The sequence below is a fragment of the Bacillus sp. FSL R5-0523 genome, from assembly GCF_037975295.1.
Lineage (GTDB): Bacteria > Bacillota > Bacilli > Bacillales > Bacillaceae > Bacillus > Bacillus subtilis.
The window spans coordinates 1544291-1556693 of sequence record NZ_CP150251.1 but is presented as its reverse complement, the minus strand read 5'-3'; the positions used below and the strand labels follow the sequence as shown (position 1 = coordinate 1556693).

Below are 12403 nucleotides of genomic sequence, written 5' to 3'. Positions count from 1 at the left end.
ACCAATAAAGCACTTACATTTCCTCTTCTCTTAAATTATGAGTTTTTTTACTCAAAATGCCATCTATGTATAAAAGTAAAGCCGCCTGATTAAACAAGAGGTCAAGGCGGCATTTACTAGTTGTCATCGTTTATTTTGAAGCGATAAAACAAGCATCATATCTATTTTTTAGAAAAGCGTCAAGACAACCATGGCAACGAAATAGATTGTCATGTAGTTAAGCGAGTAAACGAACATCTGCGTTGCCCACTTCATGATATTCTTGGAGCGGAATCCCATTAAGCCAAGAATCAGCCAGCCGATATTTAACAGCAAGCCGAGAATGACAATCGGAAGACCCAGGCTACCAAGGAAAAACGGAAGCGGCATCAGGCACGCAACCCACACAATAATTTGTCTTTTTGTCACTTCAAAACCGTATACGACAGGAAGCATCGGAATATTTGCAGCTCTGTAATCCTCAGTTTTCTTAATAGCCAATGCTAAGAAGTGAGGAATCTGCCAAATAAATAAAATCATGAATAACACCCATGCTACGACACCGATATTCCCTTCCACTGCCGTCCATCCAATAAGCGGCGGCACTGCACCGGAAACGCTTCCTACTACTGTGTTAATCGTATAGCGGCGTTTCGTCCACATTGTGTACAATACAACATACGTAAAGACTCCGATAAAACCGATAACAGCAGCCATGACAGTTGTCATCAGCAGCATGATCAATCCTAAAGCAACCAGCAAAATTCCAGACCATAACGCCTGACTCGGCTGAATTTTACCCGTAACCGTCGGTCTTACTTTCGTACGCTCCATAAGATGGTCAATGTCCCGGTCATACCAGTTATTGATCGCGCAGGAGCCCGCAATAATCAGTGAAGACCCGATTAACGTAAGAAGAACGGTGTTTATATTGCCTAAAAAACTCAAACCGGAAATATGCAGTGCAAGCCACATTCCAGTGAAAGTCGTGATGAGGTTAGAATTGACGATCCCTATTTTAATAAGGGACAGAAAATCTTTCCATGCCGTTGTTTCTTCAATTTGTCCGTCTATAGCTGTATCATTTAAGATTCTGGAGTTAGCCATAACGTAAACCTCCCTTACAAACCTAACGCAGGAGAATAAAATAACCTGCAACTCTATCATACAAGATAACATCTTGTAAAAAAACATCCTATTAAATATTAAACGACAAACAGGAATTTATTTGTGAACTTTTTATGAATTTTACCAAAGATGAAGGCAATCTCCAAATCGGCATTGCGTTTACCTTATTTCTATCAGACCCGGCATGAATAATCAAGTGTACATTTTCCAGAAGCCGTCATTCTATTATATTTTTGTGAACAAAAGGCTCTGGGAATTGCCACAAAACACATATTCGCTTACACTTGGAACGTATATAAAATTGCAGCAGTATGTTGAGAAGGTGAATATTGTATGAATAAAGCATTAAAAGCTCTCGGTGTTCTGACGACATTTGTCATGCTAATTGTTTTAATCGGGGGTGCCCTCGTTACAAAAACAGGTTCCGGCCAAGGATGCGGCAGACAGTGGCCGCTGTGTCACGGCCGTTTTTTCCCTGAACTGAATCCGGCCTCAATTATTGAATGGAGCCACCGATTCGCAAGCGGAATCTCTATTATCCTTGTGCTAAGCCTTGCGTTTTGGTCATGGAGAAAAATCACGCCGATTTTCCGTGAAACAACGTTTCTCGCGATCATGTCAATTATCTTTTTATTTCTTCAGGCCTTGCTTGGCGCATTGGCTGTCGTATTCGGTTCGAACGCGCTGATTATGGCGCTTCACTTCGGCATCTCATTAATTTCTTTTGCTTCAGTGCTTATTTTGACATTGCTCATATTTGAAGCTGATAAATCAGTTAGAACACTGGTTAAGCCGCTTCAAATTGGCAAAAAGATGCAATTTCACATGATAGGAATTTTAATATATTCCTATATCGTTGTGTATACAGGCGCATATGTAAGACACACTGAATCAAGTCTGGCATGTCCTGATGTGCCGCTGTGCAGCCCGCTGAACAATGGACTTCCGACCCAATTCCATGAATGGGTGCAAATGGGCCACAGAGCAGCAGCCTTACTGTTATTTGTATGGATTATCGTTGCCGCTGTTCATGCTATTACTTCCTATAAAGATCAAAAACAGATCTTTTGGGGATGGATCTCATGTCTTATTTTTATTACATTACAGGCACTGTCCGGTATTATGATCGTATACACTGAACTCGCTCTGGGTTTTGCACTTGCCCACTCGTTCTTTATAGCCTGCCTGTTTGGCGTTTTATGTTACTTCTTATTATTGATTGCTCGTTTCCGTTATGAATCCAGGCAATCATAAGGACTCAAGACCAAAGCCTTAGGCAGCTTTGGTCTTTTTTCATGTCTTGTTTTTGGCGCTTTATGCGTTTCAATCGCCAGCCTTCGCTGAACTTGATGATCAGTGAGCAGCTCACTTCAGTCTGTCCCCTTTCTTATCGTGATTATAGAAATTTCATATGGATCTATTGCCCGCGAACATAAGTATTAAAGCCTTTTAAATCAGATAGTGCTTAAAGAAATATGCACGGCATACTACAAAGCATCTAAAATATTCGCTGTATAAGCCTCTATTTATTTTGGGCTTGTGACAGTACTGTATAATCTCTGAAGTCCCCTTATATCTCTTCTAACCATCTGTTTCACTCCACATTTTCTATATAAAAAACAAGAGTGTATATCATTGATATACACTCTTGTTTTTTTTATGCTTTTTCAATTTCGAGAAGCAGATCTCCCGTTTGGATCGGCTCGCCATTTTTCACATGAACCTGCTTGATTGTTCCTGAGAAAGGCGCCTGAACCGTTGTTTCCATTTTCATCGCTTCATTAATCATCAAATGATCACCTTTATTGACTTTTGTGCCTGCTTCAGCCAATACCTTAATAACGGTTCCAGGCATGGAAGCTGCGATGTGGCTTGGATTTGTCCGGTCTGCTTTCAGCCTTTCCTGAACGGAAGACTTAATGCTTTCATCTTTAATGACTACTTCGCGCGGCTGCCCGTTCAGTTCGAAATAAACGACGCGAGTGGCGTCAGGTTGAGGCTCACCAATTGAAATCAGCTTAACGATCAGCGTTTTGCCGCGCTCAATTTCAACTTCGATCTCTTCACCCAATGTCATACCGTAGAAGAATGTCGGTGTATCTAATACCGAAATGTCTCCGTAGCTTTCTGTCGTTTTCACATAATCAGTGAAGACTTTAGGATAAAGGGCATATGCCACAGCATCCTGATCTGAAATTTCCAAGTTATGCTGCTCTTTAAATTCCTGTTTAATCGCTTCAAATGACACCGGCTCAAGCAGTTCGCCCGGTCTGACTGTAATCGGCTCCTGCCCTTTTAAGATCAGCTTTTGCAGTTTTTCTGGGAATCCGCCATGAGGCTGGCCGATATTTCCTTTAAAAAGCTCCACGACAGAATCAGGGAAATCTAAAGATTCACCTTTTTCGTAAACGTCTTTTTCAGTCAGATTGTTTTGCACCATGTAGAGTGCCATATCTCCGACTACTTTTGAGGAAGGCGTTACCTTGACGATGTCACCAAACATATCGTTCACGCGTCTGTACATTTCCTTGACTTCGTTCCAGCGGTCGCCAAGGCCTACTCCCTTGGCTTGCTGCTGCAGGTTGCTATATTGGCCCCCTGGCATCTCGTGCTCATATATTTCAGTATGCGGAGACTTCATTCCGCTTTCAAATTCACTATAATATTTACGCACCGACTCCCAATATTGGGACAGCAATTCAACGCCTTGGACATTCATTTCCGGACGGCGGTCGTTGCCTTCCATCGCATGATAAAATCCGCTCGCGCTAGGCTGTGACGTTAATCCCGCCATTGAGCTGACGGCCACGTCTATGATATCAACGCCGGCTTCAACAGCTTTCGCATACATATAAATACCGTTTCCGCTCGTATCATGTGTATGAAGGTGAACCGGAATGTCGATCGTTTCTTTCAACGCAGAAACAAGTTCATATGCAGCCTGCGGTTTTAACAGCCCTGCCATATCTTTAATCCCGAGAATATGGGCTCCGGCCGCCTCAAGCTCCTTCGCCATCGATGTATAATAAGCAAGATCGTACTTCGTCCGGTTCTTGTCAAGGATATCTCCCGTATAACAAATCGCAGCTTCTGCCACTTTTCCGGTATCCCGAACGGCATCAATGGCTAACGTCATCCCTTTTACCCAGTTTAAGCTGTCGAAAATACGAAACACATCAATACCGGATTGAGCTGATTGCTTCACAAATTCTTTAATCACATTGTCCGGATAATTCGTATAGCCGACCGCATTTGATGAGCGAAGCAGCATCTGGAATAAGGTATTCGGCACTTCTTTGCGTAGATCTTCCAAACGCTTCCACGGATCTTCTTTCAGGAATCGGTAGGCTACATCGAAGGTCGCGCCTCCCCACATTTCCATACTGAATAGTTCAGGCCATAACGCAGCCGTCGGATTTGCGATTTTTTTCAAATCATGTGATCTGATTCTAGTTGCCAATAACGATTGGTGGGCATCCCTGAATGTCGTATCAGTTAATAGGACAGATTTCTGCTCCTTAACCCAATTTGCAAGCCCTTCTGCACCTTTTTCATCGAGAATTTGCTTTGTTCCTCTGGCAGGCTGCTGATCAACGTCTACCTTTACGCTTAACGGTTTGTCAAACGCCGGTTTTTCTTTTTTCCCGATTCCAGGGAAGCCGTTCACTGTCACATTGCCGATGTAAGTGAGCATTTTCGTTCCGCGGTCTTTTTGTTTAGGGAAATTAAATAATTCAGGCGTTGTATCAATGAAAGACGTATCATATTGCCCTGTCAGGAACTTCTCATGTTTTGCAACGTTCTCAAGGAATGGAATGTTCGTTTTTATGCCTCTGATTCTAAACTCCTGAAGGTTTCGCACCATTTTGGCAGCTGCCTGTTCAAACGTTAAAGCCCAAGTTGAAAGCTTAACGAGAAGTGAATCATAGTAAGGTGTGATCACGGCGCCCTGGAAGCTGTTTCCGGTATCAAGACGGACACCAAAACCGCCGCCTGAGCGGTAAGCCATGATTTTTCCTGTATCAGGCATGAAATCATTTTGCGGATCCTCAGTCGTAACCCGTGACTGAATGGCATAGCCGATTGTAAAAATGTCCTTTTGCTCAGGAATATTTACTTTTTTGCTGTGAAGGCTGTGCCCTTGGGCAACAAGGATCTGAGTTTGAACAATATCGACACCAGTAATCATTTCTGTTATCGTGTGTTCAACTTGTACGCGAGGGTTTACTTCAATAAAGTAGAACTCGTTGTTTGCAACAAGGAATTCGACCGTCCCCGCATTTATATAGTTTACATTTTTGGCAAGCGCAACTGCCGCCTCACAAATTTGGTCCCTTAATTCAGGTGACAGCGAGACACTCGGCGCCACTTCAATGACCTTTTGATGGCGTCTTTGAACGGAACAATCCCTCTCAAAAAGATGGACGACATTGCCCTGCTTGTCTCCAATGACCTGAACCTCAATATGTTTTGGATTCTCAATTAATTTTTCTACATAAACTTCATCATTGCCAAAGGCTGCTTTCGCCTCTGATTTAGCACGCTCATATGCTTCTTTGACTTCACTTTCAGATCTGACAATCCGCATACCGCGGCCGCCGCCGCCAAGCGAGGCTTTAATGATGATCGGATAACCGTTAGCTTGTCCAAATTGTTCGACGGCTTCAAGCGTTTCGGCAGGACCGTCGCTTCCCGGAATCACGGGGATTCCCGCTTTTTCTGCCTGCTCACGCGCTTTTACCTTGTCACCAAACATATCGAGATGCTCGGATTTTGGCCCTATGAATACGATGCCTTCTTCTTCACATCGTCTCGCAAAATGAATATTTTCAGATAAGAAACCGTATCCCGGATGAATTGCATCGACTTTGTTTCTTTTCGCAATATCAATGATACCTTCAATATCCAGGTAAGCATCAATCGGTTTTTTCCCTTCACCGACCAAGTATGCTTCATCCGCTTTGTACCGATGGTAGGAACCGGAATCTTCTTTTGAATAGACCGCAACTGTACGAATATTCAACTCGGTACACGCCCGGAATATTCGGATTGCAATTTCTCCCCTGTTTGCTACTAATACTTTTTGTATCGATTGCTGAGACAAACTTTTCTCCCCCTTACCCGAATGGAATATAATCTATCATAGCGGAATATCCTTCCCCTGTACACACTTGTTTTTTACTGATAAACAGTTTTTTTGAGCTGTTTCTTTTTCATTCCCTTCGGCGCCAAGGGCTCTTTCTTTTTCTTATTCTCTGAATATTTCACAAACATGCTGATATTCGCTAATATCCCCATACTCCCCAGCAGCAGCACCAAAGAAGAGCCCCCGTAACTGATAAATGGCAGCGTAACCCCTGTAATCGGAATTAATCCGCTGACACCGCCAAGGTTAATAAACGACTGGATGGCAATCATACTTGAAATGCCGATCGCCAGAAGACTTCCAAACGGGTCCTCGCACTTTCTGGCTATATAAAAACCTTTAATGACGACAAAACCCAATAGGAAAATCACAAACAAAACCCCAAAAATGCCGAGCTCTTCAGCAATGACAGCCATAATAAAGTCAGTGTGTGATTCAGGCAGATATCCGTATTTTTGGATACTTTCACCGAGCCCCAGGCCGAAAATGCCGCCTGAGCTGATCGCATAATAAGAATTGATCACTTGCAAACCTGATGAATTTGCATACTTAAATGGGTCTTCAAGACTCTCAAAACGCGCCAAACGGCCTTTAGTTAAAATTTGATCCTGATTAAAATAGAGAATCGGGCTGACTAAAATTAAAACAATTCCGCCGAGCAAAAGCAGCCTCACCAGCGTCTTTCCGCTGAATCCGGAGCACAAGATCATGCACGTCGCAATTAACCCTATAATCATGGCTGTACCGAAATCAGGCTGCATGGCAATTAACCCGCAAATCACAAGCGTCATGACTACGGGAGGAGCTACACCCGTTAATAGATGGTCAATATAGCTTTGTTTTTTGGCATATACGGCTGCGAGGTATAAAATCACGACCAGTTTCACAAACTCCCCCGGCTGAATACTCATTCCGCCGATTTTAAACCAGCTTTGCGCGTTTCCGGCAACATGCCCGAATACAAACAGTGAGATAAGCGCAAGAACAGATACAAGCAGTATCCCCTTCTGAAACCTTTGATGGGCCAGTGCTTTATAAGGAAACAACGCCATGAGAATAAATAGAGCGCCACCCGCAATTAAAGCAAACAGCTGCCGCATGAAGAAAAAATTACTGCTTACTCCATACCGGGAGACAGCCGTAATCATGCTTGAGCTGTATACCATCACTAAACCGAATCCGCATAATAAAACGATTGCGAATATCAGTGAGTAATCATAAGATTTTAGCATTTTTTTTAACATAACATCCTCTTCCCTGCTTCTAACTTCCATTATCTATGGTTTTTATGTATTTATCTTTTTTATTTTACTACAATTTATCAAACGAGACGAAGAATCTCTATACGATTCGGAAGGAATGTGTAAAAAAAGACCGTCTTTTATGAGATGAGAGAAAAATAGCGGTTATAAAAAAACCCAAACTGTTAATAAGTTTGAGTTTTATCATTTATTTAGCTGTAAACGCGTCATGTAAAGCAGACAATTCGCGTTCCAATGTGTATAAAAGGTCTTTACCGTCTTTTTCATCAACCAATCCCAGGCGGACAGCAAAATCGATTTCCCTCGAAAGCCCGAACATTTGAGTATCTAAAACCTCTTCATATAGAGGACATTGAGGCATCGTTAAGTTATCCATTTGTACTCGGATCAGCTTCAAAATCTTCTCAGCGTCCACTTTTAAGAGTTCAAAAGCTTTTTGCCGATGGTCAACTATCATCTCTGAAGCCAAAAGTATCCCTCCGTTCCCCAGGCGAGTACCTAATTCTTCTATTTATCATAAAGGGTATCAACAGAAAATGCAAGAGGATTTAAGCATATGACATAAATTAAAAAATACTCAGCCTGTACATCTCAGACATTATTTCCAAAAGCTTTACACCTGCAATGCTGTTCCCTTTTTCGTCTAATGCGGGGCCGAATATGCCGATCCCGAAATCGTAAGGCGAAATGCCCATAATCCCGCCGGATACGCCGCTTTTCGCAGGAATTCCGACCTTAATTGCGAATTCCCCGCTTGCATTGTACATTCCGCACGTCACCATAAACGTTTTGCAAATTCTAGCGACATCTTTTGAGATGACTTGCTCCCCAGTCTCTGGATGTCTGCCGTTCAATGCAAATACAGATCCGATTTTCGCTAAATCCAAGCTGTTCATCTCAATCGCGCATTGCTTCGTATATAAATCCATTACTGCTTCTACATCATCTTCAAAAATGCCGTACTGCTTCATATAATAACACATCGCCCGATTAATCATTGAAGTGCTGTATTCAGATTCAGCCACTTCCCGGCAGTATGTAATCTCTTGGTTGTTTGTCAGCCTTCTGATAAAAGAAAGCAAATAATCAAGTCTCTCTTTCACCGTTCTTCCTCTTATCAGACTTGTCACTACCAATGCCCCGGCATTAATCATAGGGTTTAACGGCTTGCTCGGATTCACTGTTTCGAGCTTGATAATTGAATTAAACGGATCACCGGTCGGCTCCTGTCCAACATAACTGAAGACCTTATCTTTGCCGTATTCCATTAACACCAAAGCAAGGGAAAGGACTTTCGATATACTTTGAAGCGTAAATGTTTTTTCTACGTCACCTGCTGACAGACAAACATTATTGGAATAATAAATCGCCACTGACAGGTCGTGTTTATCAGCTTTTGCCAAGGCGGGAATATAGCTGGCTACCTCCCCCTTGTCCGTTACTTTTTTCGCCTTTTTCACTAAGGCTTCAAGCTCATCATTATGCCGGCATACCATGCAAACACCCTCGTTCCCTCAGCATTTCAATACACATAATTTGTACACAAAGTGACAATTCATGCGAAAACTTTTATAATTTTGAGAGAAGGGGGTCATATCATGAGCGTTATCCAAGTAAAAGGCAATGTTACATATCCAATTACCATTGATCCAAGCGTATGGATTTTTGATGATCGCAAATTTTCGTTTGACCGCAAAGGGGACAGTCAAGACACATATTTACAATCAGCCGGGGATGAATCCGACCTTGATCCGGAACGCGTCATCAGAGAGGGGCGAATTGCGCCGCCTACATTAAAGACGGAAAAACAATATGAGAAGCAAAAACTGATGAACGGCAGTTTCGCAATGAGACTTGGGACTGTCCTGAAGAATGCTGAGCCGAACAGCTCTGCGACGCAATGTGTATTTGTCACAAGTTCGGGAAAGGCCGCCGTTTCTCTGGAAACCGCTCTGAACAGTATTGTCCATTTCAGTGAGGCAGGCAAGCCGATTCAAGAAGGCGGCCCCGTGCATATTTACTTTGAAGATCCAATTCATCACAAACAGCCGATTACCGATGTAAAAGAGATCGAAATCATTTAAACGTTACAGCAAATCAGCTGCGAGCTGGGCGAGACCTGATCTCTCACCTTTTAACAGTTTCACGCTGCCTGAGATGGGTTGTCCTTTAAACCGCTCAACCACATAGGCCAAACCATTGTTCAGACTGTCTAAATATGGGTGATCAATTTGTTCAGGGTCACCCATTAAGACAATTTTACTGCCTTCACCGACTCTCGTCAGCAAAGTTTTCACCTCATGCCTGGTCAAATTTTGCGCTTCATCAATGATAATAAATTGATCTGGAATACTTCTCCCTCTGATATAAGTCAGCGCCTCTACCTGAATTGAGCCAATTCCCGCCAAAATAGCATCAAGCTCCCCAGGTTTTTTCGCATTAAACAGAAACTCTAAGTTGTCAAAAATCGGCTGCATCCAAGGCTTTAGCTTTTCCTCTTTTTCGCCTGGCAAATACCCGATGTCCTTGCCAACAGGAACAATCGGCCTTGCGACGACCAGCTTTTTATATATTCCCAAGTCTTCTGTCTGTAATAGCCCCGCTGCCAAAGCTAAGAGCGTCTTGCCGGTTCCCGCTTTTCCGATCAGGGTGACAAGCGGAATATCTTCCCGCAGCAAAAGCTCTAATGCCATTGTCTGCTGTACATTTTTCGGCCTGATTCCCCATATATGTTCATCATCAAATACGAGTCTTTTTAATACCGTTCCGGTTTTGTCTGCAATTCCGACTGCCGAAGAGGATCCTCCTAGCTCATCCTTCATTAAAGCAAACTGATTCGGATAAAACGCATGCTGTTTCACATCGTTTACTGAAATTTGATTTTTCCCGTAAAAAGAGCTGAACAGCTGCTGGCTGATATATAAATCTTTATAGCCGCTGTACATTTCATCATTGTCCACAACCCGGTCATTCAAGAAATCTTCAGCAAGCAGTCCGATTGCGTCGGCTTTAACCCTGACCAGTACATCCTTACTGACGAGGATAACCGGCCTGCCATTTTCCTTGGTTTCTTCCTCGAGGCTTAAGTTTTTCGCTACGGCTAATATGCGATTATCGTTCGTCTTTTCAATAAAGATCTCTTGCAGCTGGTGAAACGAACGATGATTCAGTTCAATTCTCAGTGTGCCCCCGGTGTCAAGCGGTACATGCTCATGCAGCCTGCCCTTTTGTCTTAGCGCATCAATTAGCTTAGATACGTGCCTTGCATTCCTCCCAACTTCGTCCATATACCGTTTTTTTGAATCAACCTCTTCTAAAACGACAGCAGGGATGACAACCTCATTTTCTTCAAAAGAAAATATCGCGTTAGGATCCTGTAATAACACATTCGTATCTAACACATAAATTTTACTCAAGTCTCAGCCTCCTGATATAAGGGTCAAAGTTCTTCCTGCTTCTCTTTTGATGAAAAAGGTGAATGCCTGCTAAAATATATGTTTTTGTGCATAAAGATAGAAGGTTAATTCAACAATAAAATTAATGAAAGCATTTCAAGGAGGGAACCCGCAAGTGCGAATTCTTTTCATTATCATACAGCTGACACTTATCCTGTCCGCTTGTGCCTATCAACAAGGAAAACAGGGCCAGAATGTTGAAAAAGAATCAACAAGACAGCAGGAGACTAAACCGATTCACGTAAAGGACACAACTCAAGAAACAAAAGACAATGGAACAAGAACGGATATTGCCAAGCATCTTGTCAGCGTTGCTGAAAAAAACCCCGACGTCAAGGATGCAACAGCCGTTGTGCTGGGGGGTTATGCTGTTGTTGGGATTGATGTCGATGATACTTTGGACAGAAGCAAAGTGGAAACCATTAAATATTCTGTAGCTCAGGCGCTAAAGAATGATCGATATGGCGCTAACGCAGTGGTCATTGCTGATCCCGATACGGTCAGCCGCCTTCGTGAAATGAGCAGAGAAATCAGCGAGGGCCATCCGGTAACAGGCATACTGGATGAATTAGCTGCAATTGTCGGCCGAGTGCTTCCCGAAGTGCCTAACGACGTGATTGACAATGAAGACGAACCGCAAACAAAGCAGCAAAATGACCAATTAAATAGAAAACAGCAGCAGGAAATGGAGAAGGAGCAAAACGATCAATCTGATCATCATATGAAAAAGAACAACAATGACTAAGCTATAGCCTTGCGCTTTAGCTTTTTCTTATTTTGGACAGCTTCTGATCCGTGCTATAATACATGTTAGTGAAAGAGGTGATATGATGAGGGTCAAATGTTCTATTTGCGATAAAATTGAAACAATTGATGATGATACCCTGATCGCGAAACGGCTTCGAAACCGCCCGATCCATACATATATGTGCCAGGAATGCCACGATCGGATTGCCAAAAAAACAGAGGAACGGCTGAAAACGGGAAAATTTACTTTTCACCCGGGACAGCAGAAAAAAGAAAAAGTCAAAAAATAAAGCGGCCGCTTAACCATACAGAACACATAAAAGACTCAGCTTTCAGCTGAGTCTTTTATGATTTTGCAGACTGTCCTTTTTTCGACTGATACAGCCGGATTTTGTAAATGATTAAAATCAGCGCAGCGACGACCAATCCTTCTGCCACGGGCAAAAACACCCCTAAAAAAGTCAAAACAGTGCAGCCCAAAGCCAAAAATACATACACCACTGCAGATTTTAATACAGGAAGCCGTTTAGCAAATCCAAGCTTAAATACAATAACGGCCAACACAAAAATCGTGCCGTACAGCAGCCACATGCCTGCCGCAGGCTGCCGGTCTACTTGATATAGAGCGGCGAAGAACGACAGACGTTCGCTTACGTCATTCAAAAAGATTCCCTCCCCTGTAAACG

At 42.9% G+C, this 12403-nt stretch carries 11 protein-coding genes; 4 read left to right on the top strand and 7 right to left on the bottom strand.

Features of this window, described 5'->3' with window-relative positions; translation table 11 throughout:
• Window positions 1-168: 168 nt before the first annotated feature.
• Entirely contained in the window at window positions 169-1086 is a 918-nt protein-coding gene (cyoE, locus tag NYE53_RS08095) for a heme o synthase (RefSeq protein ID WP_003232250.1), read from the bottom strand.
• Window positions 1087-1440: 354 nt separating this feature from the next.
• Here cyoE and ctaA point away from each other — a divergent pair, with 354 nt between their 5' ends.
• Entirely contained in the window at window positions 1441-2361 is a 921-nt protein-coding gene (gene ctaA, locus NYE53_RS08090; RefSeq protein ID WP_014476717.1) for a heme A synthase CtaA, read from the top strand.
• 403 nt (window positions 2362-2764) lie between these two features.
• Here ctaA and pyc read toward each other — a convergent pair whose 3' ends face one another.
• From pyc to glsA, 4 genes are all read right to left on the bottom strand, one after another.
• Entirely contained in the window at window positions 2765-6211 is a 3447-nt protein-coding gene (gene pyc, locus NYE53_RS08085) for a pyruvate carboxylase (RefSeq protein ID WP_019712514.1), read from the bottom strand.
• Between the two features lie 74 nt (window positions 6212-6285).
• The gene (gene ftsW / locus NYE53_RS08080) at window positions 6286-7497 is read right to left on the bottom strand and encodes a cell division protein FtsW (RefSeq protein WP_251187077.1); all 1212 of its coding nucleotides are present in this window, start codon (window positions 7495-7497) and stop codon (window positions 6286-6288) included.
• A 205-nt stretch (window positions 7498-7702) separates the two neighbouring features.
• Window positions 7703-7984, bottom strand: coding sequence for a YlaN family protein (locus NYE53_RS08075; RefSeq protein WP_003245286.1), 282 nt, complete (start codon window positions 7982-7984; stop codon window positions 7703-7705).
• A gap of 97 nt (window positions 7985-8081) precedes the next feature.
• A complete protein-coding gene (gene glsA, locus NYE53_RS08070) occupies window positions 8082-9011 on the bottom strand; it encodes a glutaminase A (protein ID WP_003232263.1) in 930 nt (309 codons plus the stop codon).
• Window positions 9012-9113: 102 nt separating this feature from the next.
• On the opposite strand from glsA, the gene NYE53_RS08065 reads away from it, so the two are divergent.
• Entirely contained in the window at window positions 9114-9599 is a 486-nt protein-coding gene (locus NYE53_RS08065; protein WP_015383578.1) for a hypothetical protein, read from the top strand.
• Window positions 9600-9602: 3 nt separating this feature from the next.
• Here NYE53_RS08065 and NYE53_RS08060 read toward each other — a convergent pair whose 3' ends face one another.
• On the bottom strand, window positions 9603-10931 hold the full coding sequence (locus NYE53_RS08060) for a PhoH family protein (RefSeq protein WP_003245272.1): 1329 nt from the start codon (window positions 10929-10931) through the stop codon (window positions 9603-9605).
• Between the two features lie 154 nt (window positions 10932-11085).
• Here NYE53_RS08060 and NYE53_RS08055 point away from each other — a divergent pair, with 154 nt between their 5' ends.
• Together NYE53_RS08055 and NYE53_RS08050 are read left to right on the top strand one after the other, a co-directional pair.
• Window positions 11086-11715, top strand: coding sequence for a YhcN/YlaJ family sporulation lipoprotein (locus tag NYE53_RS08055; protein WP_003232269.1), 630 nt, complete (start codon window positions 11086-11088; stop codon window positions 11713-11715).
• Between the two features lie 82 nt (window positions 11716-11797).
• The gene (locus NYE53_RS08050; RefSeq protein WP_003232271.1) at window positions 11798-12007 is read left to right on the top strand and encodes a YlaI family protein; all 210 of its coding nucleotides are present in this window, start codon (window positions 11798-11800) and stop codon (window positions 12005-12007) included.
• Between the two features lie 55 nt (window positions 12008-12062).
• On the opposite strand, the gene NYE53_RS08045 is transcribed toward NYE53_RS08050, so the two are convergent.
• Entirely contained in the window at window positions 12063-12380 is a 318-nt protein-coding gene (locus tag NYE53_RS08045; protein ID WP_003232274.1) for a YlaH-like family protein, read from the bottom strand.
• Window positions 12381-12403 lie beyond the last annotated feature (23 nt).

What these genes read in the sequence shown, in the direction of transcription:
- cyoE (WP_003232250.1), bottom strand. Translation starts at nt 1,086, where the DNA reads ATGGCTAACTCCAGAATCTTAAATGATACAGCTATAGACGGACAAATT.
- ctaA (WP_014476717.1), top strand. Translation starts at nt 1,441, where the DNA reads ATGAATAAAGCATTAAAAGCTCTCGGTGTTCTGACGACATTTGTCATG.
- ftsW (WP_251187077.1), bottom strand. Translation starts at nt 7,497, where the DNA reads ATGTTAAAAAAAATGCTAAAATCTTATGATTACTCACTGATATTCGCA.
- glsA (WP_003232263.1), bottom strand. Translation starts at nt 9,011, where the DNA reads ATGGTATGCCGGCATAATGATGAGCTTGAAGCCTTAGTGAAAAAGGCG.
- NYE53_RS08065 (WP_015383578.1), top strand. Translation starts at nt 9,114, where the DNA reads ATGAGCGTTATCCAAGTAAAAGGCAATGTTACATATCCAATTACCATT.
- NYE53_RS08050 (WP_003232271.1), top strand. Translation starts at nt 11,798, where the DNA reads ATGATGAGGGTCAAATGTTCTATTTGCGATAAAATTGAAACAATTGAT.